At 56.3% G+C, this 22,977-nt stretch carries 20 protein-coding genes; 8 read left to right on the top strand and 12 right to left on the bottom strand.

Annotated elements, in window-relative coordinates; translation table 11 throughout:
- Positions 1-11: 11 nt before the first annotated feature.
- From sucA to sdhC, 5 genes are all read right to left on the bottom strand, one after another.
- Entirely contained in the window at positions 12-2,819 is a 2,808-nt protein-coding gene (gene sucA, locus SP99_RS06310) for a 2-oxoglutarate dehydrogenase E1 component (RefSeq protein ID WP_045286158.1), read from the bottom strand.
- Positions 2,820-3,057: 238 nt separating this feature from the next.
- Positions 3,058-3,774, bottom strand: a complete 717-nt coding sequence (gene sdhB / locus SP99_RS06305; RefSeq protein ID WP_014883037.1) for a succinate dehydrogenase iron-sulfur subunit SdhB — start codon at positions 3,772-3,774, stop codon at positions 3,058-3,060.
- Between the two features lie 15 nt (positions 3,775-3,789).
- Positions 3,790-5,556 (bottom strand): succinate dehydrogenase flavoprotein subunit, encoded by a 1,767-nt coding sequence (gene sdhA, locus SP99_RS06300; RefSeq protein WP_025756374.1) that lies wholly within the window; start codon positions 5,554-5,556, stop codon positions 3,790-3,792.
- Positions 5,556-5,903, bottom strand: a complete 348-nt coding sequence (sdhD, locus tag SP99_RS06295; RefSeq protein WP_012016623.1) for a succinate dehydrogenase membrane anchor subunit — start codon at positions 5,901-5,903, stop codon at positions 5,556-5,558. The genes sdhA and sdhD overlap by 1 nt, the downstream gene beginning before the upstream one ends.
- Complete coding sequence (gene sdhC, locus SP99_RS06290) at positions 5,897-6,301, bottom strand: succinate dehydrogenase cytochrome b556 subunit (protein WP_020684965.1); 405 nt, start codon at positions 6,299-6,301, stop codon at positions 5,897-5,899. Before sdhC ends, sdhD begins: the two co-directional genes overlap by 7 nt.
- A gap of 639 nt (positions 6,302-6,940) precedes the next feature.
- Here sdhC and SP99_RS06285 point away from each other — a divergent pair.
- On the top strand, positions 6,941-8,224 hold the full coding sequence (locus SP99_RS06285; RefSeq protein WP_025756373.1) for a citrate synthase: 1,284 nt from the start codon (positions 6,941-6,943) through the stop codon (positions 8,222-8,224).
- Between the two features lie 85 nt (positions 8,225-8,309).
- Here the strand turns inward: SP99_RS06285 and nei are convergent, their stop codons facing one another.
- The 7 genes from nei to SP99_RS06250 all read right to left on the bottom strand — a co-directional run bounded on the left by nei (position 8,310) and on the right by SP99_RS06250 (position 14,419).
- Entirely contained in the window at positions 8,310-9,101 is a 792-nt protein-coding gene (nei, locus tag SP99_RS06280; protein ID WP_047958038.1) for an endonuclease VIII, read from the bottom strand.
- 19 nt (positions 9,102-9,120) lie between these two features.
- Positions 9,121-9,858 (bottom strand): 5-oxoprolinase subunit PxpA, encoded by a 738-nt coding sequence (gene pxpA / locus SP99_RS06275; RefSeq protein WP_045286163.1) that lies wholly within the window; start codon positions 9,856-9,858, stop codon positions 9,121-9,123.
- Positions 9,845-10,777, bottom strand: a complete 933-nt coding sequence (gene pxpC, locus SP99_RS06270; RefSeq protein ID WP_047958037.1) for a 5-oxoprolinase subunit PxpC — start codon at positions 10,775-10,777, stop codon at positions 9,845-9,847. Before pxpC ends, pxpA begins: the two co-directional genes overlap by 14 nt.
- On the bottom strand, positions 10,771-11,427 hold the full coding sequence (gene pxpB, locus SP99_RS06265; protein ID WP_047958036.1) for a 5-oxoprolinase subunit PxpB: 657 nt from the start codon (positions 11,425-11,427) through the stop codon (positions 10,771-10,773). Before pxpB ends, pxpC begins: the two co-directional genes overlap by 7 nt.
- 14 nt (positions 11,428-11,441) lie before the next feature.
- Positions 11,442-12,185, bottom strand: a complete 744-nt coding sequence (locus SP99_RS06260; protein ID WP_025756368.1) for a type 2 GTP cyclohydrolase I — start codon at positions 12,183-12,185, stop codon at positions 11,442-11,444.
- Between the two features lie 10 nt (positions 12,186-12,195).
- On the bottom strand, positions 12,196-13,608 hold the full coding sequence (gene phrB / locus SP99_RS06255; RefSeq protein ID WP_047958035.1) for a deoxyribodipyrimidine photo-lyase: 1,413 nt from the start codon (positions 13,606-13,608) through the stop codon (positions 12,196-12,198).
- Positions 13,609-14,212: 604 nt separating this feature from the next.
- Positions 14,213-14,419, bottom strand: a complete 207-nt coding sequence (locus SP99_RS06250) for a YbfA family protein (protein ID WP_014069366.1) — start codon at positions 14,417-14,419, stop codon at positions 14,213-14,215.
- 308 nt (positions 14,420-14,727) lie between these two features.
- On the opposite strand from SP99_RS06250, the gene kdpF reads away from it, so the two are divergent.
- From kdpF to speFL, 7 genes are all read left to right on the top strand, one after another.
- On the top strand, positions 14,728-14,817 hold the full coding sequence (gene kdpF, locus SP99_RS23600; RefSeq protein WP_015386886.1) for a K(+)-transporting ATPase subunit F: 90 nt from the start codon (positions 14,728-14,730) through the stop codon (positions 14,815-14,817).
- A complete protein-coding gene (kdpA, locus tag SP99_RS06240; protein ID WP_047958033.1) occupies positions 14,817-16,496 on the top strand; it encodes a potassium-transporting ATPase subunit KdpA in 1,680 nt (559 codons plus the stop codon). The genes kdpF and kdpA overlap by 1 nt, the downstream gene beginning before the upstream one ends.
- 18 nt (positions 16,497-16,514) lie before the next feature.
- Positions 16,515-18,563, top strand: a complete 2,049-nt coding sequence (gene kdpB, locus SP99_RS06235; RefSeq protein ID WP_047958032.1) for a potassium-transporting ATPase subunit KdpB — start codon at positions 16,515-16,517, stop codon at positions 18,561-18,563.
- A gap of 12 nt (positions 18,564-18,575) precedes the next feature.
- Positions 18,576-19,151, top strand: coding sequence for a potassium-transporting ATPase subunit KdpC (gene kdpC / locus SP99_RS06230; protein ID WP_025756364.1), 576 nt, complete (start codon positions 18,576-18,578; stop codon positions 19,149-19,151).
- Positions 19,152-21,839, top strand: coding sequence for a two-component system sensor histidine kinase KdpD (gene kdpD, locus SP99_RS06225; RefSeq protein ID WP_045286152.1), 2,688 nt, complete (start codon positions 19,152-19,154; stop codon positions 21,837-21,839).
- Positions 21,836-22,513 (top strand): two-component system response regulator KdpE, encoded by a 678-nt coding sequence (gene kdpE, locus SP99_RS06220; protein WP_047958031.1) that lies wholly within the window; start codon positions 21,836-21,838, stop codon positions 22,511-22,513. Before kdpD ends, kdpE begins: the two co-directional genes overlap by 4 nt.
- 278 nt (positions 22,514-22,791) lie before the next feature.
- Complete coding sequence (speFL, locus tag SP99_RS24295) at positions 22,792-22,896, top strand: leader peptide SpeFL (protein WP_003858645.1); 105 nt, start codon at positions 22,792-22,794, stop codon at positions 22,894-22,896.
- Positions 22,897-22,977: the final 81 nt, after the last annotated feature.

Here is a 22,977-nt window from a genome sequence, read left to right as displayed (position 1 = left end):
GTATCCTTTAATTAATCGACGTTCAGCGCGTCATTGACCAGATCTTGTTGCTGCTTCTGGTGAACGGACATATACCCTACCGCCGGAGAGGCGGAGGCCGGGCGACCTGCATAGCGCAGGGCTGACCCAAATGGAATCACTTCACGGAAATGATGCTGGCTGCAGTACCATGCGCCCTGGTTGAGCGGCTCTTCCTGGCACCAGACAAAATCATGTACGTGAGCGTACGGTTTCAGCGCTTCCTGCACCGCCTGGTGCGGGAACGGATAAAGCTGTTCGATACGCACGATGGCGACATCTTTCTGATCGTTCTTACGGCGCTGTTCCAGCAGGTCGTAATAAACCTTACCAGAACACATCACCACGCGCTTCACGGCCTGCGGATCCAGCTCATCAATTTCACCGATAGCTGGCAGGAAGGTGCCGTTGGCCAGTTCATCCAGGCTGGAAACCGCCAGCGGGTGACGCAGCAGGGATTTCGGCGACATCACCACCAGCGGACGGCGCATACCGCGCAGCGCCTGACGACGCAGCATGTGGTAAACCTGAGCCGGGGTGGACGGTACACAGACCTGCATGTTCTGCTCAGCGCAGAGCTGCAGATAACGTTCCAGACGCGCGGAGGAGTGTTCCGGGCCCTGACCTTCATAACCGTGCGGCAGCAGCATCACCAGGCCACACATACGGCCCCATTTCTGCTCGCCGGAAGAGATGAACTGGTCGATAACCACCTGCGCGCCGTTGGCGAAGTCACCGAACTGCGCTTCCCAGATAGTCAGGGTACGCGGTTCAGCCGTGGCGTAACCGTATTCGAAGGCCAGCACCGCTTCTTCAGACAGCACGGAGTCCCAGACCTTGAACTGGCCCTGACCGTTGTGCACGTGCTGCAGCGGGGTGTACGTTGAACCGTTGGACTGGTTATGCACGACCGCGTGACGGTGGAAGAAGGTGCCACGGCCCGCATCTTCACCGGACAGACGAACAGGAATACCTTCGTCAACCAGTGTCGCGTAAGCCAGCGTTTCCGCGCCGCCCCAGTCGAACAGCTTCTCGCCTGCGGCCATAGCCTGGCGATCAGCATAAATTTTTGCCACGCGAGACTGCATCTCAATAGCGTCTGGTACGGTGCTGATGCGTTTAGCCAGCTCCTGCAGGCGCTTCATCTCGACCTTGTTCGGGTAGCTCTCATCCCACTCGTGGTTGAGGTACGGCGACCAGGTAAAGGAGTGCATGTTCATCGGACGCAGCTCTTTCACCACGCATTCACCTGCATCCAGCGCGTCGCGGTAGAGGTTGACCATCTCGGTCGCATCTTCCAGCGTCGCCACTTTTTCACTTTCCAGCTTGTCAGCGTAGATTTTGCGCGGGGTCGGGTGTTTTTTGATTTTCTGGTACATCAACGGCTGGGTTGCACTTGGCTCGTCGGCTTCGTTGTGGCCGTGACGGCGGTAACAGAACAGGTCGATGAACACATCGCGTTTGAAGGTGTTACGGAAGTCCAGCGCCAGACGGGTCACGAAGGCGACCGCTTCCGGATCGTCCGCGTTAACGTGGAAGATCGGCGCCTGAACCATCTTACCGATGTCGGTACAGTATGGGGTAGAACGCGCATCCAGCGGGTTAGAGGTGGTGAAGCCCACCTGGTTATTGATGACGATACGCACGGTACCGCCCACTTCATAACCACGCGCTTTAGACATGTTCAGGGTTTCCTGAACCACGCCCTGCCCGGTGACCGCGGCGTCACCGTGGATGGTAATTGGCAGCACTTTATTGCTGCTTGGCTCATCCAGACGATCCAGACGCGCACGCACGGAACCGATAACCACCGGGCTGACGATCTCCAGGTGTGACGGGTTAAATGCCAGCGCCAGGTGAACCAGACCGCCTTCGGTTTCGATATCAGACGAGAAGCCCATGTGATACTTCACGTCACCGGTGCCAAGGTGTTCTTTATGTTTGCCCGCGAATTCGTCGAACAGGTCCTGCGGTTTTTTCCCCAGCACGTTGACCAGTACGTTCAGACGACCACGGTGCGCCATGCCCAGCACCACTTCACGGGTGCCGCTCTTGCCTGCGTGACGAATCAGCTCTTTCAGCATCGGCACCAGCGCATCGCCGCCTTCCAGCGAGAAGCGTTTTGCGCCCGGGAATTTCGCGCCCAGATAGCGCTCAAGCCCTTCCGCTGCCGTCAGTTCATTGAGGAAGCGTTTTTTCTCGTCAGCCGAGAAGGTCGCGTGGCCTGCTACGGATTCGATGCGCTGCTGGATCCAGCGTTTCTCTTCGGTAGAGGTAATGTGCATGTATTCCGCGCCGATGGAGCCGCAGTAGGTTTGCTTGAGCGCGTCAATCAGATCGCCCAGCTTCATCGTGTCTTTGCCGATGGCAAAGGAACCTACGTTAAAGCTTTCCTGGAAATCGGCCTCGGTCAGATCGTGATACGCCGGATCGAGATCGGCCACACGGTCTTGTTTCCACAGTCCCAGCGGATCGAGATTCGCATGCTGGTGACCACGGAAGCGATAAGCGTTGATAAGCTGCAGGACTTTAACCTGCTTCGCATTGGTGTCAGGGTCGGAAATCGCAGAAGAGTAACGTGAGGCATCCTTCGCCAGACGACGGAAATAATCACGTGTTTTGGAATGGAATTGATCCGGTTTGACTCCCGTGCCAGGCAACTGCTGGAACATGGAACGCCAGTTTGCGTCCACTGAGTCAGGATCGGTTAAGAAGTCTTCATAGAGCTGTTCTATCCAGCTCTGGTTGGCACCAGAGAGGTAAGAAGAGTCCAGCCAGGCTTTCATTGCGCCGTTCTGCATCGTGATCCCTTAAGCATTTTTATGCTTACTTTCGCCGTAGAAACTACCACGTACACACCGTGTACGTGCCGGGGTTCACCTGCGAGCTCTTTTCATTTGGCCCGCGAAGGAACCTTTAGAAACTGTCTAAACGTCAGGGCAGTTTTTAAAGGTTTCTGCATTTTGCCCGGTGGCGCTACGCTTACCGGGCCTACAGACTCGTAGGCCGGATAAGCGCAGCGCTGTCCGGCAAATTTACTTACGCACTGCGCTGCAGCAGCATCGACTTAATATGGCCGATGGCGCGCGTCGGGTTCAGCCCCTTCGGACACACACTGACGCAGTTCATGATGCTATGGCAGCGGAATACACTGAAAGCGTCACTCAGTCCTTCCAGACGGCTTTCGGTTTCGGTGTCGCGGCTATCGATCAGGAAGCGATAGGCAGCCAGCAGACCGGCCGGGCCGATAAACTTGTCCGGGTTCCACCAGAACGACGGGCAGGACGTTGAACAACATGCACAAAGAATACACTCGTACAACCCATCGAGTTTTTCACGCTGCTCAGGAGACTGTAAGTGCTCACGAGCGGGTGGATTTTGCCCATTATTCAATAAGTAAGGCTTAATCTTCTCATATTGTGCATAGAATTGCCCCATGTCTACCACCAAATCACGCACGACCGGCAGACCTGGCAGAGGACGGATAACAATTTTCTGCCCCGGACGCTGCAACGCTGAAATTGGCGTGATGCAGGCCAGGCCATTTTTGCCGTTCATGTTCACACCGTCGGAGCCACAGACCCCTTCACGGCAGGAGCGACGGAACGACAGGGTCGGATCTTTCTCTTTCAGCTGGATTAAGGCATCCAGCAGCATCATGTCACGACCTTCTTCCGCTTCCAGGGTGTAGTCCTGCATACGCGGAGCATCATCAACATCCGGGTTATAACGATAAACTGAGAATTCGAGTTTCATTATCCTGTCTCCGCATTAGTAAGTACGAATCTTCGGCGGGAACGCCGGACGCAGTTTCGGTTCCATATTGACGCTACGACGCGTCATGGATTCCGACTCTGGCAGATACAGGGAATGGCACAGCCAGTTTTCATCGTCACGCTCCGGGAAGTCGAAGCGGCTATGGGCGCCACGGCTTTCGGTACGGAAGTTTGCCGCCATCGCGGTCGCGAACGCGGTTTCCATCAGGTTATCCAGTTCCAGACACTCTACGCGCTGGGTGTTGAACTCGCTGGAGGTGTCGTCCAGACGGGCGTTTTTGAGACGCTCGCGGATCGCTTTCAGCTGCTCAAGACCTTTGGCCATCGCGTCGCCTTCGCGGAATACCGAGAAGTTGTGCTGCATGCACTCCTGCAGCGCTTTACGGATTTCCACCGGATCTTCGCCGTTACGGTTGCCATTCCAGCGGTTGAGGCGTTCAAGAGAAGCATCAATTTCGTCGTCGGTCGCATCACGCAGCGCACCCTGCTCGGCAATGGATTCCTGCAGATGCAGACCCACCGCACGACCAAACACCACCAGGTCCAGCAGGGAGTTGCCGCCCAGACGGTTAGCACCGTGTACCGATACGCAGGCGATTTCGCCCACCGCGAACAGGCCAGGGATAACCACATCTTCGCCCTGCTCGTTTACGGTCAGCGCCTGCCCGGTCACTTTGGTCGGAATACCGCCCATCATGTAGTGGCAGGTTGGGATGACAGGGATCGGCTCTTTCACCGGGTCGACGTGCGCGAAGGTGCGCGACAGTTCCAGGATACCCGGCAGACGGGATTCCAGCACCTCTTTACCCAGATGGTCCAGTTTCAGCTTCGCATGCGGACCCCATGGGCCATCACAGCCGCGGCCTTCACGGATTTCGATCATGATGGAACGCGCCACCACGTCACGACCCGCCAGGTCTTTCGCATTCGGGGCATAACGCTCCATGAAGCGCTCGCCGTGTTTGTTCAGCAGGTAACCGCCTTCACCACGGCAACCTTCCGTTACCAGTACGCCCGCACCGGCGATACCGGTTGGGTGGAACTGCCACATCTCCATATCCTGCACCGGCACGCCCGCGCGGATAGCCATACCGACCCCGTCACCGGTGTTGATGTGAGCATTGGTGGTGGACTGGTAAATACGGCCTGCACCACCGGTCGCCAGCACGGTTGCGCGGGCTTTGAAGTAAACGACTTCACCGGTTTCGATGCACAGTGCGGTACAACCGACGATTGCGCCATCGGCGTTTTTCACCAGATCCAGCGCATACCACTCGGAGAAGATGGTGGTGTGATTTTTCAGGTTCTGCTGATACAGGGTGTGCAGCAGTGCGTGACCGGTACGGTCAGCCGCCGCCGCGGTACGTGCCGCCTGCTCGCCGCCGAAGTTTTTCGACTGGCCGCCAAACGGACGCTGATAGATGGTGCCATTTTCCAGACGGGAGAACGGCAGACCCATGTGGTCCAGCTCCAGAATCGCTTCCGGGCCGGTCTTACACATATATTCGATGGCATCCTGGTCACCGATGTAATCGGAACCTTTTACCGTGTCGTACATGTGCCATTCCCAGTTATCTTCATGGGAGTTACCCAGCGCAACGGTAATACCGCCCTGCGCAGACACAGTATGGGAACGGGTTGGGAAGACTTTAGAGAGCAGCGCACAGCTCTGGCCGCTCTGGGAAATTTGCAGTGCGGCACGCATACCTGCGCCACCCGCACCAATGACGACAGCATCAAATTCTCTGACTGGCAGTTTCATTACACACCCCACACCACAACAAATCCATAAATAACGTAAACCACCAGAGCAACAACAATGGCCAGCTGCAGAGGGAGGCGAATCGCCAGAGGTTTAACGTAATCGGTCAGCACCTGCCACATACCAATCCAGGCATGAATAAGGATGGAGAACAGCGCCAGCAGGGTGAACACTTTGGTGAAGGCCGATCCGAAGAACCCACTCCAGATTTCCCACGTAAGCTCCCCGCTGGTGGCGAAGAAACCGATCATATAGATGATGTAAAGGGTGAGAACGATGGCGGTAGCACGGACCAGAATGAAGTCATGTACGCCGTTGCGTCCTAATGCGGAGGCGTTGCTTACCATACGAGAACTCCTGCAAGAAGTGAAAGCACGACTGTAATCACAAATGAAATGTTAGCGGAGCGTTTCCCGGCTTCGAAGGTCTCTTCGAGATAGCCAAAGTCCATCAGCATATGGCGAACACCCACCACAACGTGGTACGCCAGTGCAGTCAGAATGCCCCACATGATGAATTTCACGAAGAAGCTGTTCATGATGGCCGAGGCCTGGAGGAATCCTTCAGGGGAAGAGAGGCTGGTACCCAGTAACCACAGCAGAATGCCGACCGCCACAAACGTAATCACACCTGAAACACGGTGCAGAATGGACGCTATTGCTGTTACAGGGAACCGGATCGTTTTCAGATCCAGATTGACAGGTCTTTGTTTTTTCACATTTCTTATCATGAATAACGCCCACATGCTGTTCTTATTGTTTCCTTCCTCCGGACTGCGATGCGGGTCAAGCAGCGTTCCTTTTCTATAACTGCGCGTCATGCAAAACATTGCTTCCAGATGCTAAAACGACACGTTACAACGCTGGGTGGCTCGGGATTGCAGGGTGTTCCGGAGACCTGGCGGCAGTATAGGCCGTTCACAAAATCATTACAATTAACCTACATACAGTTTGTTGGGTTTTCTCTGGAACAGTGATCAGGGTCACGATAACAACATCTTTTTAATTTTTAATCATCTGATTTGACAAATGTTAAACAATATTGTTACAAACGTCATCAGAAAAGGCATATAATGCGCAAAAGTTATGAGGTCTCACTTTCACCTGACAAATAGTTATGTAACAGTGTGATGGTATTGACCGAAGTTATCAGGACAGTTATTAGTGATATACAGGTTTGAATAATTCGGACTGCAAAAACGCTGATTTGCTGTGGTTTCACTGATATTTCATTCGTTTACCTGCAAGGCGCCATAGCTCTGTACCCTGGTTTGTCCTCGTGAGCTGAGCGGTAAGCCAAATAACAATCTGGTAACGATGATTAACAGCTGAAGGCAAATCCGGTAAAGCGCAGTCTTAAGCATAAGGCGCTAAGGAGACCGTAAATGGCTGATACTAAGGCAAAACTCACCCTAAATGGTGATGATGCTATTGAACTGGATGTGCTAAAAGGCACGCTCGGTCAGGATGTTATTGATATCCGTACGCTGGGTTCCAAAGGGATGTTTACCTTTGACCCTGGATTTACTTCTACCGCATCTTGCGAATCCAAAATCACCTTCATTGACGGTGACGAAGGTATCCTGCTCCATCGCGGCTTCCCTATCGATCAGTTAGCCACCGAATCCAACTATCTGGAAGTGTGCTATATCCTGCTGAACGGCGAAAAACCGACACAGGCTCAGTTCGATGAATTTAAAACCACCGTGACCCGTCACACCATGATCCATGAGCAGATCACCCGTCTGTTCCATGCGTTCCGTCGTGACTCTCACCCGATGGCGGTGATGTGCGGGATTACCGGTGCGCTGGCGGCGTTTTACCACGACTCTCTGGACGTGAATAACCCGCGTCACCGTGAGATCGCCGCTTACCGTCTGCTGTCCAAAATGCCTACCATGGCGGCGATGTGTTACAAATACTCCATCGGCCAGCCGTTTGTGTACCCACGCAATGACCTCTCCTACGCGGGTAACTTCCTGCGCATGATGTTCTCCACACCGTGCGAAGAGTACGAAGTGAACCCGGTGCTGGAACGCGCAATGGACCGTATTCTGATCCTGCACGCTGACCACGAACAGAACGCATCGACCTCTACCGTCCGTACCGCAGGCTCTTCAGGCGCTAACCCGTTCGCCTGTATCGCTGCGGGCATCGCCTCCCTGTGGGGACCGGCGCACGGCGGCGCGAACGAAGCAGCACTGAAGATGCTGGAAGAGATCAGCACCGTTGAGCACATTCCTGAATTCGTGCGTCGTGCGAAAGATAAGAATGACTCCTTCCGCCTGATGGGCTTCGGTCACCGTGTTTACAAAAACTACGACCCACGCGCAACCGTAATGCGCGAGACCTGCCACGAAGTGCTGAAAGAGCTGGGCACTAAAGATGATCTGCTGGAAGTGGCGATGGAGCTGGAACACATCGCGCTGAACGACCCGTACTTCATCGAGAAGAAACTCTATCCGAACGTCGATTTCTACTCTGGCATTATTCTGAAAGCGATGGGTATTCCGTCCTCCATGTTCACCGTGATCTTCGCCATGGCCCGTACCGTTGGCTGGATTGCGCACTGGAACGAAATGCACAGCGAAGGCATGAAAATCGCCCGTCCTCGTCAGCTGTACACCGGCTACGAGCAGCGTGATTTTAAGTCTGATCTGAAGCGCTAAAAGTTAAGCCCGGTGGCGCTACCGCTTACCGGGCCTACAAATGCGAAACGTAGGCCGGGTAAGGCGTAGCCGCTACCCGGCTTTTTTATTTTTGACAATGTGGACACCAGTAAAACGGTCTTGAGGAGAGCATTGCCCTCTCTATAATCCCGCCGCACCGCTCGCACTTTTTCCCCGCCCGATGAAACACATTGAACCGGAAAAGCGCCCCGTGATGCTTGTTCTCATCCACCACCCCGCGCGTGTTATACGACAGCCGCGGAATATCCAGCAGGGCATGAGAGAGCGCCTCCAGCTGGTCATCACTTAACTCAGACGCTTTGTGCTGCGGCGCCAGCCCGACTTCCCAGAGGATTTCCACCCGCAGGTAGTTGCCAAGTCCGGCCAGAAACGCCTGATCGAGGAATAACCCGGAAAATTGCCGGTTGCGGAATTTGGGAGACAACAAGCGGGCTTTGACATCGCTCGCCGTCAGGCGCATATCCAGCACGTCGGGCCCGACCCGCTGTAAGAACGGGTGCGTAAGCAGTTGCTCAGGCGTTAACATTTCGATATCAGATGCGCTGTACAGCAGGATCGCTTTCTCTGCCGTTTGCAGCCTGACGCGCAGCACGCGGGTGGTTTGCGGCTGTTCATCCGCGTTAACCACGCGCCACACGCCGTAAAGCTGGTTGTGGCTATATAACGTCAGGTTATGGGAAAAGTGCGTAAGCAACGCTTTTCCGCGCGTTTCAATATGCGTCACCGTTTGCCCCACCAGCGGGGCTTCAAACGGTTTCAGTTGAGGGAAAGCAAACCAGACATCCGTCAGCGGTTTACCTTTTATCGCCGCCTCGAGGCTATCCGCCGCGCGACGGATCTCCGGGCCTTCTGGCATTTTTCTGTCCTTATGATGATCAGGCGCTAACGAGAATACCTTGCTCTGCAAAAGCCGCCCGTAAGCGGCGCGCAAACTGCAGCGCATGTTCGCCATCGCCGTGTAAACAAACCGTTTCCGCCTGTACGCTGGCCGTTGAGCCATCCGTCGCGTTGACGGTCCCCTCACGCACCATCTGAAGGGTCTGTGCCAGCGCCTGAGACGCATCGGTGATTAACGCGCCGGGCTGGGACCGGGGGACCAGGCTGCCATCAGGCAAATACCCTCTGTCGGCAAAGACTTCCTGACGCGTGGTTAACCCCAGACGCTGCCCCGCACGAATAAGCTCGCTCCCCGCCAGACCAACCAGTATCAACTGCGGGTTGCAGTCCCGTACCGCGCGGGCGATGGCGTCAGCCAGAACGGGATCTTTTGCCGCCTGATTGTAGAGCATGCCGTGCGGCTTCACGTGGCGCAGCACACCGTTCTCGGCGCGAACAATCGCCTCCAGTGCGCCTGTCTGATAGAGCGTCTGGGCGTAAACCGTCTCCGGCGGGAGATCCATCGCGGTACGGCCAAAATTCTCCCGATCCGGAAAGCTCGGGTGAGCCCCCACCGCCACGCCGTTTTTGATGGCGTTTCGCACGCTCTCAAGCATCGTTTGGGCATCGCCCGCGTGAAAACCGCAGGCAATGTTAACCGACGAAACCAGCGTCATCAGTTCAGCGTCAGCACTACCGCCCTCGCCCAGATCGGCGTTTAAATCAATCTTTACCATCGAGCCTCCACGCCAGTTGTTCCAGATAACGCTGCTGATCCTGACGCGCCTTGAGCGCCTCCTCCAGAGAACATTGCACGAAATGAATCGGCTGCCCCAGGGGGATTTGCGCCAGATGGTAGCGATCGGCTTCAATAATGCAGGCAATACGCGGGTAACCGCCCGTTGTTTGCGCGTCATTCATCAACACTATCGGTTGACCGTTGCCCGGCACCTGGATGACGCCGGGCAATAAGCCGTGGGAAAGCAATTCACGGTCTGTCGTACGGGTCAGCGGCTGCCCCTGCAAACGGTAGCCCATACGGTTACTTTGTGGGCTGAGCTTCCACGGCGAGCGCCAGAAAGACTCTTTAGAGGCCTCGTCGAACTCATGATATTCCGGCCCTGGTAAGGCGCGGATCTGGTTGCCCCAGAGCAGTTGCTTCACCCCCTGAGCCGTCGAGAAGTGGCGCGCAGAGGGGTGAATCGCCAGACGGTCCCCATCGCGTAGCAACCGTCCTTCGTGACCGCCAATGCCAGCTTTCTGATCGGTACTGGCTGACCCCAGCACCTCCGGCACGTCAATCCCGCCCGCGACCGCAAGATAGCTGCGCACCCCGTGCAGAGGACGCTTAAGCGTTAAACGCTGTCCGGCTTTCGCCCGCAGCCGCCAGCCGGTCCAGACCGCTTTGCCATCCAGCGTGGCATCGCACCCGGCGCCGGTTAAGGCAAACCAGGTCTCCTGACCAAACTCAATGACACACTGCCCGAGCGTAATTTCGAGCGCAGCCGTATTGCCGGGGTTGCCCACCAGCACATTAGCAATCTCCAGCGCGGGCCTGTCCAGCGCGCCGCAATAGCTCACGCCAGACTGGCGCATGCCAAAGCGGCCCGCATCCTGAACGGAAGTGTAAAGCCCGGCGCGAATAAGCGTTAACATACCCCCTCCTTCTGCGGAATAAAGCGGAGGGCATCGCCGGCACGCAACAGGACCGGCGATGCCTGTCCGGGTTCAAATAACGGCATGGACGTATGTCCGATAAGCTGCCAGCCGCCAGGCGAAGCCAGGGGATAAATACCGGTCTGCTCGCCGCCTATTGCGACGGTGCCAGCCGGTACACTCAGGCGAGGCTCCGCGCGACGCGGCGTATGCAGCCGCGGGGAGAGCCCGCCAAGGTACGGGAATCCCGGCTGAAACCCCAGGAACCAGACAACGTAATCAACCGAAGCGTGCAGCTCGACGACCTGCTTTTCCGTTAACCCGCAGTGTTCCGCGACAAACGGGAGATCGGGTCCCCCCGTGCCACCGTACACCACCGGGATCTCAATCGTTCTGGAGTCAGGCTCCAGCGCTTCACTCTCTTCCCACCAGCGCTGTAAACGTTCGATAGCATCCAGCGCCAGCGTGTGCGGGCTACGCAGCACGACGGTAATGTTATTCATACCTGGAATGGCCTCAACCACCTCTGGCATGTCGGCCAGACGCTGGGTCAACCGCCAGATTCGCTTTTGCGTCGCCAGTGTAACAGGCGGCTCCAGCTCCAGTACCACTGCGGTTTCACCCAGAAGATAACAACGCGCTCGCTGCACTTAACTACCTCTCATCAGGCCGGATTAGGGATATCAATAAAGGTCACATCCAGATCGGTATTTTCCGTCAGCCACTCGCTGAGGGCGCGAATGCCGCCACGCTCCGTCGCATGGTGGCCTGCCGCGTAGAAATGGAGCCCCTGCTCCCGGGCGGAGTGAACCGTCTGCTCAGAAACTTCACCGGTAATAAACGCATCGACACCGAAGCGCGCGGCGCTATCGATAAAGCCTTGCCCGCCCCCGGTACACCAGGCAACACGCTTCACGAGATCGGGCCCGGTATCGCCGCACCACAGGGGACGACGCCCGAGACGCGCTTCTATCCATGAGGCCAGTTCCAGCCCCGGCACCGGCATCGCTAACTCGCCCCACGGCACCAGCGGCTCAATTTCGCCCATCACGGTTATGCCTAATAATCGCGCCAGCTGAACGTTATTCCCCAGCTCCGGATGCGCATCCAGCGGCAGATGGTAACCGTACAGGTTGATGTCATTCGCCAGCAGCGTTTTCAGACGATTGCGCTTCATACCGCGGATAATCGGCGATTCGTTTTTCCAGAAGTAGCCGTGATGAACAATCACCGCGTCGGCTTCCTGACGAACCGCCTCGTCCAGCAGCGCCTGGCTTGCCGTCACGCCGGTGATAATTTTCTGCACCGTTTCGCGTCCTTCCACCTGCAGGCCATTCGGGCCGTAGTCGCTAAAGGAGACGGTATTCAGTTTTTCGTTAATCAGGCTTTCCAGTTCGCTGTTTTTCATCATCACTCTCTCAAGCTTTGCGGGCGGCTTCATAGGCCGCCAGCGTGGCGACGCGCGCCTGTTTATGGTCGACAATCGGACGCGGATAATCGAGCTTCACGCCCTGTTTATCCGCCCATGTCCACGGGTCGTGGATCGCTTTAGCAGGAACATTCCTGAGCGCGGGTAACCAGTAGCGAATAAAGTCGCCGTTGGCATCAAATTTTTGCCCCTGGGTCGTGGGATTAAAAATGCGGAAATAAGGTGCCGCATCGGTACCGGTTGAGGCCGCCCACTGCCAGCCGCCGTTATTCGCCGCCAGATCGCCATCGATCAGCCGGGAAATAAAATAGCGCTCCCCGACACGCCAGTCGATAAGCAGATCTTTTACCAGGAAGCTGGCGGTAATCATCCGCAGGCGGTTGTGCATCCACCCGGTTTCATTCAGCTGGCGCATTGCGGCATCCACAATCGGATAGCCTGTCTCACCCTTCTGCCAGGCCTCTAAAAGCACTACATCGTGCTGCCATTTTACGTTATCGGTCCAGGAAATGAATGGACGATGCTTACATAAATCAGGGTGATACGTCATAAGATGGCGATAAAACTCGCGCCAGATAAGTTCGTTCAGCCACACCGAGCCTGAGCCACCATCCAGCGCCTGAGGCTGCTCCGCCAGAAGACGATGTAAACACTGGCGAGGAGAAAGGACGCCCAACGCCAGGCTCGCGGATAAACGGCTGGTTCCTTCAATTGCCGGGAAATCCCTGCGCGCGTCATAGTCTTCTGCGCCCTGTTTGCAAAACTGGCGCAGCTTCGCGATAGCGGCCTTCTCGTTTGCGGGAAACAGAAGCGCATCGAATGCCTGTTGGGGATAGTTAAACGTTAATTCAGGCAGATCGGTTATGGCATCCCCTCTGGTGGAGGGCGCGGGTACGCACTCCGGCAGCACCTCTTTAAGGCGTTTCACAAAGGCATTTTTAAAGGGCGTAAACACCTTGTACATTTCATGGCCGCCGGTCATGACGCTGCCCGGCGCCAGCATCACGCTGTCATCAAATCCCTGACACTGAACACCGCTCAGTAACGTCTCCAGCTGACGATCCCGCTGACGCTCGTTCAGTTCGTACTGGTAGTTATAAAAAAGATGCGTGACATCGTTCTGCTGGCAGACTTCCTGTATCGTCAGAAGCTGCGCAGCGAAGTCACTGACCTCTTTATAAATCAATGGAATGCCTTTTTCGGCTAGCGAGCGTTGCAAGTCGTTCAGATGTGCGCTGAGAAAAGCCGCCTGTCGCGGCGCCATATCATGCTGCTGCCACTGGCCAGGCGTAGCGATAAACAGCGCCAGCACCCTGGCATCCTGAGAGCGGCAGGCTGCCGCGAGAGCGATGTTGTCATGTACGCGCAGGTCCGCGCGAAACCAAACCAGATGGGTGGGCATAAAACTCCAGGCAAATATCCATTATGTCCGTAAGGGCACGCCACCAAAGGAAAAAGCGGCGAGCTTTTACTGTACTTTGCCATGAAGTGTAGACGGGATGAAATAAAAAAGGCCGCCCGAGGCGGCCTTAACGCTACTTGTCCTGCGCCATCGTGGTGAATGCAATGAACATAATCGGTTCATCACGCTTTACCACAAGTACGCTGGCGACAATGAACGCAATGCATATATAGCGTTTCACTATGCGGTCCCTGCAGCTAACCGCTCCACCGTTTACCACCGGTGATAAATCGGTGGACACAAGCTCTGGCGAAAGCCTGCCTTACGGTTGTGGTAACACCTTTCCCGGGACCGGTGCCCATGTGCGAGATGGCGGAAAGGGACGCTGCATGGTAGTCGGCTTTCATACTGGCCGGAATCGTCTGAGCAAACTTTTAAGATTATATTTAAAGAAGCAGCGTTTGATTATTGATTAAGAAACAGTAAGATCTTCAGTCTCTGGTGAGAGCTTGCAAGACCACCCAACGGACCGCGAATCCCGAGGGACAAAAAAACCGCCACATTGCTGTTGGCGGTTTTTTTATTGCTGTGTGTCGTCTTAGTATCAGTAGAAATCGCAGGTCGCTTTCTCGGCCTGGTCCATCCACACCGGCTTCTCGCTGGTTTTCGCCCAGACGCGGTGTAGATAGCTGTAAAAACGTGCACGATCTTTCCAGAACAGCATCACCGGCAGGGCCAGTACACCAGCCACTACGGCGAAAGTGCGACGCATGAACACGATATGAGCCGGATACTCTTTATAAAGATCCATATTTTCTCCCCTATAGTTGGCCGGAAACGTCATCCGGAAAATTCAAAATCTGTGACCTGGCTAAAATAATATCGCTTTGTTTGTAATTTTACCACTCATCCGACCACTTATTTTCGTCTGTTTAGTGAAAATTTACCTTCACGCCGTAATTAAGTTACAAAAAAGTTAACGATTTACTTATCAATAGTTAAATTGTGGCTTTTGCCATTTTTATACTTTTTTTACACCCGCCCTTCTCATTTTTGCGAAATCTTTGCGCCGGAAATCCTACCGTTAGAGCAACAACAAAAGTCACCCGGAGGTGGATTGTGAGTGCAGGTCTTATTACCGGCATCGTGCTGGTGTTCCTGTTATTGGGTTATCTGGTTTATGCCCTGATTAACGCGGAGGCATTCTGATGGCTGCTCAGGCGTTTTTGCTTATTGCCAGCTTCTTAGCGGTATTGTTCATTCTGGCAAGGCCGCTGGGATCGGTACTGGCACGGCTGATTAACAACGTCCCCTTGCCCGGCACGGGAAGTGTTGAAAAAGGGATCTGGCGTGTACTGGGAATCGACGATCGGGAGATGAACTGGCGTGAATACCTGTTCGCCATTCTGCTGCTGAATATCGCGGGGCTCATTGCGCTTTTTGCCATGCTGATGCTGCAGGGCAACCTGCCGCTGAATCCGCAACACTTACCGGGTTTGTCCTGGCATCTTGCGCTGAACACGGCGGTCAGTTTTGTCACCAACACCAACTGGCAGTCCTATGCCGGTGAAACCACGCTCAGCTACTTCAGCCAGATGGCCGGGTTAACCGTGCAGAACTTCCTCTCTGCTGCCAGCGGTATCGCGGTGATCTTCGCCCTGACGCGTGCGTTTGCCCGTCAAAAAATCAGTACCCTGGGAAATGCCTGGGTCGATCTGACACGCATTACCCTGTGGATCCTGCTGCCGATTGCGCTGCTGATCGCGCTGTTCTTTGTTCAGCAAGGCACCCTGCAAAACTTGCTGCCTTACACGCCATATACCTCCCTTGAAGGCGCAAAACAGCTCCTGCCTATGGGGCCAGTGGCGTCACAGGAGGCCATCAAGATGCTGGGGACGAACGGGGGTGGTTTCTTTAACGCCAACTCGTCGCATCCATTTGAGAACCCCACCGCACTGACCAATTTTGTGCAGATGCTGGCGATCTTCCTGATCCCCGCCGCGCTCTGCTTCGCCTTTGGCGACGTGGTCAACGATCGCCGTCAGGGGCGCACCCTGCTCTGGACCATGTCGCTTATCTTTGTGGTCTGCGTAGCGCTGGTGATGTGGGCGGAATGGCAGGGTAATCCGCACTTCCTTTCACTGGGTGCCGATAGCGCCATCAACATGGAAGGGAAAGAGAGCCGCTTTGGCATTCTCGCCAGCAGTTTGTATGCGGTGGTCACTACGGCAGCCTCTTGCGGGGCGGTTAACGCCATGCATGACTCGTTTACCGCACTGGGTGGCATGATCCCGATGTGGCTGATGCAAATTGGCGAAGTGGTGTTTGGCGGCGTGGGCTCCGGTCTTTACGGCATGCTGCTGTTCGTACTGCTGGCGGTGTTTATTGCCGGTCTGATGATTGGCCGCACCCCGGAATACCTGGGTAAAAAAATCGACGTTCGCGAGATGAAATTAACCGCGCTGGCGATTCTGGTCACCCCGGCGCTTGTACTGCTCGGCACCGCATTGGCCCTGATGACCGAGGCCGGACGCAGCGGCATTTTTAACCCCGGGATCCACGGCTTTAGCGAAGTGCTCTATGCCGTCTCTTCTGCCGCCAACAACAACGGCAGCGCCTTTGCAGGCTTAAGCGCCAACTCACCGTTCTGGAACTGTCTGCTGGCGTTCTGCATGTTTGTGGGTCGCTTCGGGATCATTGTGCCGGTAATGGCGATTGCCGGATCGCTGGTGAATAAAAAAATTCAACCGACCACTACCGGCACATTGCCGACCCACGGCGCGCTGTTTATCGGCCTGCTGACGGGCACCGTGTTGCTGGTCGGCGCCCTGACCTTTATCCCCGCCCTCGCGTTAGGCCCGGTCGCGGAATACCTCTCTTTACGCTGATTTTGCGGAGAAATTGTCATGAGTCGTAAACAACTGGCCCTGTTCGAACCGTCATTAGTTCGCCAGGCGCTCATGGATGCGGTGAAAAAACTCAGCCCGCGCGTGCAGTGGCACAACCCGGTGATGTTTATTGTCTGGGCGGGAAGCGTCCTGACCACCGCCCTGGCGATTGCCATGGGAACGGGCCACATGCCGGGAAACGCGATGTTTACCAGTGCCATCAGCCTGTGGCTGTGGTTTACCGTGCTGTTCGCCAACTTCGCAGAGGCGCTGGCGGAAGGCCGGAGTAAAGCCCAGGCCAACAGCCTGAAAGGGGTGAAAAAAACCGCCTTCGCGCGCAAGCTACGTGAACCAAAATACGGTGCGCAGATGGACCACGTCCCGGCGGATGAACTGCGTAAAGGCGATGTGGTGCTGGTGGAAGCGGGCGACATCATCCCCTGCGACGGGGAAGTTATTGAGGGGGGCGCATCGGTGGACGAAAGCGCCATCACCGGGGAATCTGCGCCGGTGATCCGTGAATCCGGCGGCGATTTCGCCTCCGTGACGGGCGGGACGCGCATTCTCTCCGACTGGCTGGTGATCCAGTGCAGCGTTAACCCGGGTGAGACCTTCCTCGACAGGATGATCGCCATGGTGGAAGGCGCGCAGCGTCGGAAAACCCCTAACGAAATTGCGCTGACCATCCTGCTGGTGGCCTTAACCATTGTCTTCCTGCTGGCAACGGCAACGCTCTGGCCGTTCTCCGCCTATGGCGGCACCGCGGTCACCGTCACTGTTCTGGTGGCACTGCTGGTCTGTCTGATCCCCACCACCATTGGTGGTCTGCTGTCGGCCATCGGCGTGGCCGGTATGAGCCGTATGCTCGGTGCCAACGTCATCGCCACCAGCGGGCGGGCGGTGGAAGCCGCCGGTGACGTGGATGTCTTGCTGCTGGATAAAACCGGGACCATCACCCTGGGTAACCGCCAGGCGTCAGACTTCTTACCCGCCCCGGGCGTGGATGAAAAAACGCTGGCGGATGCCGCCCAGCTCTCTTCCCTTGCCGATGAAACCCCGGAAGGCCGCAGCATTGTGATCCTCGCCAAACAGCGCTTCAACCTGCGCCAGCGCGACGTGCAGAGCCTGCATGCCACTTTCGTGCCCTTCACGGCGCAAACCCGCATGAGCGGCATCAACATCCAGGACCGCATGATCCGTAAAGGTTCCGTTGACGCCATCCGTCGCCACATTGAGGCCAACAACGGTCATTTCCCACCGGAAGTGGACAGCCTGGTCGAGAGCGTGGCCCGTCAGGGGGCGACGCCGCTGGTGGTGGCCGAAGGGGCGCGCGTGCTCGGGGTCATTGCCCTGAAGGACATTGTCAAAGGCGGCATCAAAGAGCGCTTTGCCCAGCTGCGCAAGATGGGGATCAAAACGGTGATGATCACCGGGGATAACCGGCTGACTGCCGCGGCGATTGCCGCCGAAGCGGGCGTGGATGATTTTCTTTCCGAAGCCACCCCGGAAGCCAAACTGGCATTGATTCGTCAATATCAGGCGGAAGGCCGTCTGGTGGCGATGACCGGTGACGGGACCAACGATGCCCCTGCCCTCGCACAGGCTGACGTGGCGGTAGCGATGAACTCCGGTACCCAGGCCGCAAAAGAGGCGGGCAACATGGTCGACCTGGACTCCAACCCGACCAAGCTGATTGAAGTGGTGCACATCGGCAAGCAAATGCTGATGACCCGCGGTTCGCTGACCACGTTCAGCATCGCCAACGACGTGGCGAAGTATTTCGCCATCATTCCGGCCGCGTTTGCTGCGACTTATCCGCAGTTAAACGCGCTGAATGTGATGCATCTGCACTCCCCGGCCTCGGCCATTCTGAGCGCAGTGATTTTTAACGCCCTGATTATTGTCTTCCTGATCCCGCTGGCGCTGAAAGGCGTGAGCTATAAGCCGCTCACTGCCGCCGCCATGCTGCGCCGTAACCTGTGGATTTACGGCCTGGGCGGGCTGGTGGTGCCCTTCATCGGTATCAAGGTTATTGACCTGCTGTTGACGCTGTTCGGCCTGGTTTAAAAGGTGAATCAAATGACGATGTTACGCCCCGCTATACTTCTGTTTATTCTGCTGTCTCTTATTACCGGCGGGTTGTACCCGCTGGTGACCACCGCGCTGGGCCAGTGGTGGTTTAAGGATCGGGCCAACGGCTCGCTGATTATGCAAAATGGCGAAAACCGCGGTTCGCGCCTGATTGGTCAGAACTTTACGGATGCCCGCTACTTCCAGGGACGCCCTTCCGCCACTGCCGAAAGCCCGTATAATCCGATGGCATCCGGCGGCAGTAACCTGGCGGGCAGCAACCCTGAGCTGGACAAAGCCGTCACTGAGCGCGTGGCCGCTCTTCGCGCCGCTAATCCACAGGCCAGTCAGCATGTTCCCGTGGAGCTGGTAACTGCCTCGGCCAGCGGGCTGGACTATAGCCTGACGCCGGCAGCGGTGGCATGGCAGATCCCGCGCGTCGCCGCTGCCCGTCAGCTGACCGTTGAGCAGGTTAGCCAGCTGGTTGCCGAGCACACGCAAAAGCCGCTGGTCAGCTTTATCGGCATGCCCGTGGTAAATATTGTTGAGCTGAATCTGGCGCTGGACGCGCTAAGGAAAAACTAAATGACCGACGAGCCCATGCGCCCGGATCCGGACCGGCTGCTCGAACAAACAGCTGAAGCCCATCGCGGCAAACTGAAAATTTTCTTTGGCGCCTGCGCAGGCGTCGGGAAAACCTTCGCCATGCTGACAGAAGCCCAGCGGCTTCGGGCACAGGGGCTCGATATTCTGATCGGCGTGGTTGAAACCCACGGCCGCAAAGAGACGGCATCGCTGCTGAAGGGGCTGGCTACTCAGCCGCCCCGACGCATCAGCCATCGTGGTCGTTTAGTCACCGAATTCGATCTCGATGCCGCCCTCGCCCGCCGTCCCGCCCTTATCCTGATGGACGAACTGGCGCACAGCAATGCGCCAGGCTCACGCCATCCCAAACGCTGGCAGGACGTGGAAGAGTTACTGGAAGCCGGCATCGATGTGTTCACGACAGTTAACGTTCAGCATCTCGAAAGCCTGAACGACGTGGTGAGCGGCGTGACCGGCATTCAGGTCCGTGAGACGGTGCCCGACCCCTTCTTTGATTCCGCGGACGAAGTGGTGCTGGTTGATCTTCCCCCCGATGATTTGCGCCAGCGCCTGCATGAAGGCAAAGTCTATATCGCCGGTCAGGCCGAACGCGCCATCGAACATTTCTTCCGTAAAGGCAATCTGATAGCCCTGCGCGAACTGGCTCTGCGCCGCACCGCCGACCGGGTGGACGACCAGATGCGTGCCTGGCGAGATCTGCAGGGACAGGAGCGCGTCTGGCATACGCGGGACGCCATCCTGCTGTGCGTGGGGCACGGTAGCGGCAATGAAAAACTTGTCCGCACCGCCGCTCGCCTGGCGGCCAAATTTGGCAGCGTCTGGCACGCGGTGTATGTCGAAACGCCGCAGCTGCACGCTCTGCCTGAAAACCAGCGTCGCGCTATTCTGAGTTCGCTGCGCCTGGCGCAGGAGCTGGGCGCGGAAACCGCCACCCTTTCCGATCCTCAGGAAGATAAAGCCATTCTGCGCTACGCGCGTGAGCATAACCTGGGGAAAATCGTGATTGGCCGTCGCCAGCATCGCCGCTGGTTTAGCCGCGAATCCTTTGCCGACAAACTGGCCCACCGCGCGCCGGATCTGGATCTGGTGATCGTGGCGCTGGATGACAAACCCACGCCGTTACCCAACCGCGCACCGGACAGCCGCACCTTCAGCGATAAGTGGCGCATTCAGCTCCGCGGCTGTCTTGTGGCCGTGGTGCTCTGTGCCCTGATCACCGTCATTGCCAGCCAGTGGCTGATAGCGTTTGATGCCGCCAACCTGGTGATGATTTACCTTCTTGGCGTGGTGGTGGTGGCGCTCTTTTACGGGCGCTGGCCGTCGGTACTGGCGACGGTTATCAACGTCATCAGCTTCGATCTGTTCTTTATTGCCCCCCGCGGAACGCTCGCCGTGTCGGATGTGCAGTACATTCTCACCTTTGCGGTAATGCTCACCGTCGGGCTGGTGATCGGGAATCTGACGGCGGGGGTGCGCTATCAGGCGCGTATCGCCCGCTACCGCGAACAGCGCACCCGCCATCTCTATGAGATGTCGAAATCGCTGGCGGTGGGTCGTACCCCGCTGGATATTGTGCAGACCAGCGAGCAGTTTATCCGCTCGACGTTTCATGCCAGCAACCTGATTTTACTCCCGGACGAACACGGCAAGCTGCGCCCGCTGACGTCGGCCTCGGGCATGACCCCCTGGGACGAGGCTATCGCGCGCTGGAGCTTTGACAAAGGATTACCGGCTGGCGCAGGGACCGATACCCTGCCCGGCGTGCCCTATCAAATTCTGCCTCTGCGCAGTGCCGATAAAAATCAGGGGCTGGTCATCGTTGAGCCCTCCAACCTGCGCCAGTTGATGATCCCCGAACAGCAGCGGCTGCTGGAGACCTTTACGCTGCTGGTTGCCAGCGCGCTGGAGCGGCTGGCCCTCACCGCCAGCGAAGAGCAGGCCCGGCTGGCAAGCGAACGTGAAAGTATTCGTAACTCGCTGCTGGCGGCGCTGTCTCATGACCTTCGAACCCCGCTCACCGTCCTGTTTGGTCAGTCAGAGATCCTGACGCTGGACCTGGCGGCGGAAGGCTCTAAGCACGCCCTTCAGGCCAGCGAGATCCGCCAGCACGTGCTGAATACCACGCGCCTGGTGAATAACCTGCTTGATATGGCGCGTATTCAGTCCGGCGGTTTTAACCTCAAAAAAGAGTGGCTCACGCTTGAAGAGGTGGTGGGCAGCGCCCTGAAAATGCTCGAGCCTGGCCTCGGTGGGCGGCATATCGCGCTCAACATGCCCGAGCCACTCACCCTGATTCACGTTGATGGCCCGCTGTTTGAACGCGTGCTGATCAACCTGCTGGAAAATGCCGGCAAATATGCCGGTGCCAGTGCACGGATTGGCGTGGATGCGACGGTGGAAGAGGGAACGCTGCATCTTGACGTCTGGGATACTGGCCCGGGCATTCCTGCCGGGCAAGAGCTGGCTATTTTTGAAAAATTCGCGCGCGGCAATAAGGAGTCGGCCATTCCAGGCGTTGGGCTGGGGCTGGCCATTTGCCAGGCGATCATTGACGTTCACGGCGGGTCCATTTCCGCAGAGAATCGTCCGGAAGGCGGTGCGCGTTTTTGTGTTACACTTCCTCTGGAAACCCCGCCAGAACTTAATGAATTACCAGAGGATTTGTGATCAACGTTCTGATTGTTGAAGATGAGATCGCCATTAGCCGGTTTCTGCGCGCTGCGCTGGAAGGAGACGGCCTGCGCGTGCATGATGCGGGTACGCTGCAGCGGGGTTTAATTGAAGCCGCCACCCGCAAACCGGACCTGGTGATCCTCGATCTTGGTCTACCGGACGGCGACGGCATCGATTTCATTCGGGAAGTCCGCCAGTGGAGCCAGATGCCGATTCTGGTGCTCTCCGCCCGCACAGAAGAGACGGATAAAATTGCCGCGCTGGATGCCGGGGCGGATGACTACCTGATTAAACCCTTTGGTATCGGCGAACTGCAGGCGCGCCTTCGCGTGGCGCTGCGTCGTCACAGTGCCTCTACGCCTGCCGATCCCACTTACGCGTTTGGTGATATCCAGGTTGACCTTGCCGCACGACGCATTGTGCGCGGTGAAGAGGAGATCCATCTCACGCCAATCGAGTTTCGCCTCCTCGCCGTGCTGCTCAACAACCACGGCAAGGTGCTCACCCAACGCCAGCTGTTAAGTCAGGTATGGGGCCCCAATGCCGTAGAACATAGTCACTATTTGCGCATATATATGGGGCACCTTCGTCAGAAACTCGAAATCGATCCCGCACGCCCTCGCCATTTATTAACTGAAACCGGTATCGGTTATCGGTTTATGCTCTGAATAACTATTCATTTTATTTTAAATAAAAACAAAACCAACCAGAAAAATAGTTAAAAAATAACCCAACGTTATTTTATCGGGTTATTTTCGCTCATTTAAGACATTAACAATACAATCCATTAACAGACCATCAACAAATCAGCATTTTGATCTGCAATATTCATCAAAAACGAATATTTATTTCTGATTTGATCGGTTAACGGTGATCTGTTTCACAGTTAATCGCCTTTTCCTGGATAAAATGACCATGCTTTCAATTACTGAAAGGAAAATGAAACATGGAAAACAACAATCGTTTAATGCCCCATATAAGGCGGACAACACATATCATGATGTTTGCCCACCGAAACTGCTTTGACTTTCATCTCTTTAATGCCCGGTAGTCCTTCGACTTCTGGCGCACTCGCTTACAGGTTATCCTGAAACTCCCTATTTTACAGGCTGTTGCCTGTAACCTCGTGCGC

This window comes from Enterobacter sp. BIDMC92, from assembly GCF_001030225.1.
Taxonomy (GTDB): Bacteria; Pseudomonadota; Gammaproteobacteria; order Enterobacterales; family Enterobacteriaceae; genus Enterobacter; species Enterobacter sichuanensis.
Note: the sequence above shows the minus strand (reverse complement) of the source record. Positions and strands in the feature narration are given on the sequence as shown.

Coding starts and splice junctions, on each gene's coding strand:
- sdhC (WP_020684965.1), bottom strand. CDS start 6,301: ATGTGGGCGTTATTCATGATAAGAAATGTGAAAAAACAAAGACCTGTC.
- sdhA (WP_025756374.1), bottom strand. CDS start 5,556: ATGAAACTGCCAGTCAGAGAATTTGATGCTGTCGTCATTGGTGCGGGT.
- kdpC (WP_025756364.1), top strand. CDS start 18,576: ATGACGATGTTACGCCCCGCTATACTTCTGTTTATTCTGCTGTCTCTT.
- kdpB (WP_047958032.1), top strand. CDS start 16,515: ATGAGTCGTAAACAACTGGCCCTGTTCGAACCGTCATTAGTTCGCCAG.
- SP99_RS06285 (WP_025756373.1), top strand. CDS start 6,941: ATGGCTGATACTAAGGCAAAACTCACCCTAAATGGTGATGATGCTATT.
- kdpD (WP_045286152.1), top strand. CDS start 19,152: ATGACCGACGAGCCCATGCGCCCGGATCCGGACCGGCTGCTCGAACAA.
- SP99_RS06260 (WP_025756368.1), bottom strand. CDS start 12,185: ATGAAAAACAGCGAACTGGAAAGCCTGATTAACGAAAAACTGAATACC.
- sdhB (WP_014883037.1), bottom strand. CDS start 3,774: ATGAAACTCGAATTCTCAGTTTATCGTTATAACCCGGATGTTGATGAT.
- nei (WP_047958038.1), bottom strand. CDS start 9,101: ATGCCAGAAGGCCCGGAGATCCGTCGCGCGGCGGATAGCCTCGAGGCG.
- sucA (WP_045286158.1), bottom strand. CDS start 2,819: ATGCAGAACGGCGCAATGAAAGCCTGGCTGGACTCTTCTTACCTCTCT.
- sdhD (WP_012016623.1), bottom strand. CDS start 5,903: ATGGTAAGCAACGCCTCCGCATTAGGACGCAACGGCGTACATGACTTC.
- speFL (WP_003858645.1), top strand. CDS start 22,792: ATGGAAAACAACAATCGTTTAATGCCCCATATAAGGCGGACAACACAT.
- pxpC (WP_047958037.1), bottom strand. CDS start 10,777: ATGTTAACGCTTATTCGCGCCGGGCTTTACACTTCCGTTCAGGATGCG.
- kdpA (WP_047958033.1), top strand. CDS start 14,817: ATGGCTGCTCAGGCGTTTTTGCTTATTGCCAGCTTCTTAGCGGTATTG.
- SP99_RS06250 (WP_014069366.1), bottom strand. CDS start 14,419: ATGGATCTTTATAAAGAGTATCCGGCTCATATCGTGTTCATGCGTCGC.
- phrB (WP_047958035.1), bottom strand. CDS start 13,608: ATGCCCACCCATCTGGTTTGGTTTCGCGCGGACCTGCGCGTACATGAC.
- pxpA (WP_045286163.1), bottom strand. CDS start 9,858: ATGGTAAAGATTGATTTAAACGCCGATCTGGGCGAGGGCGGTAGTGCT.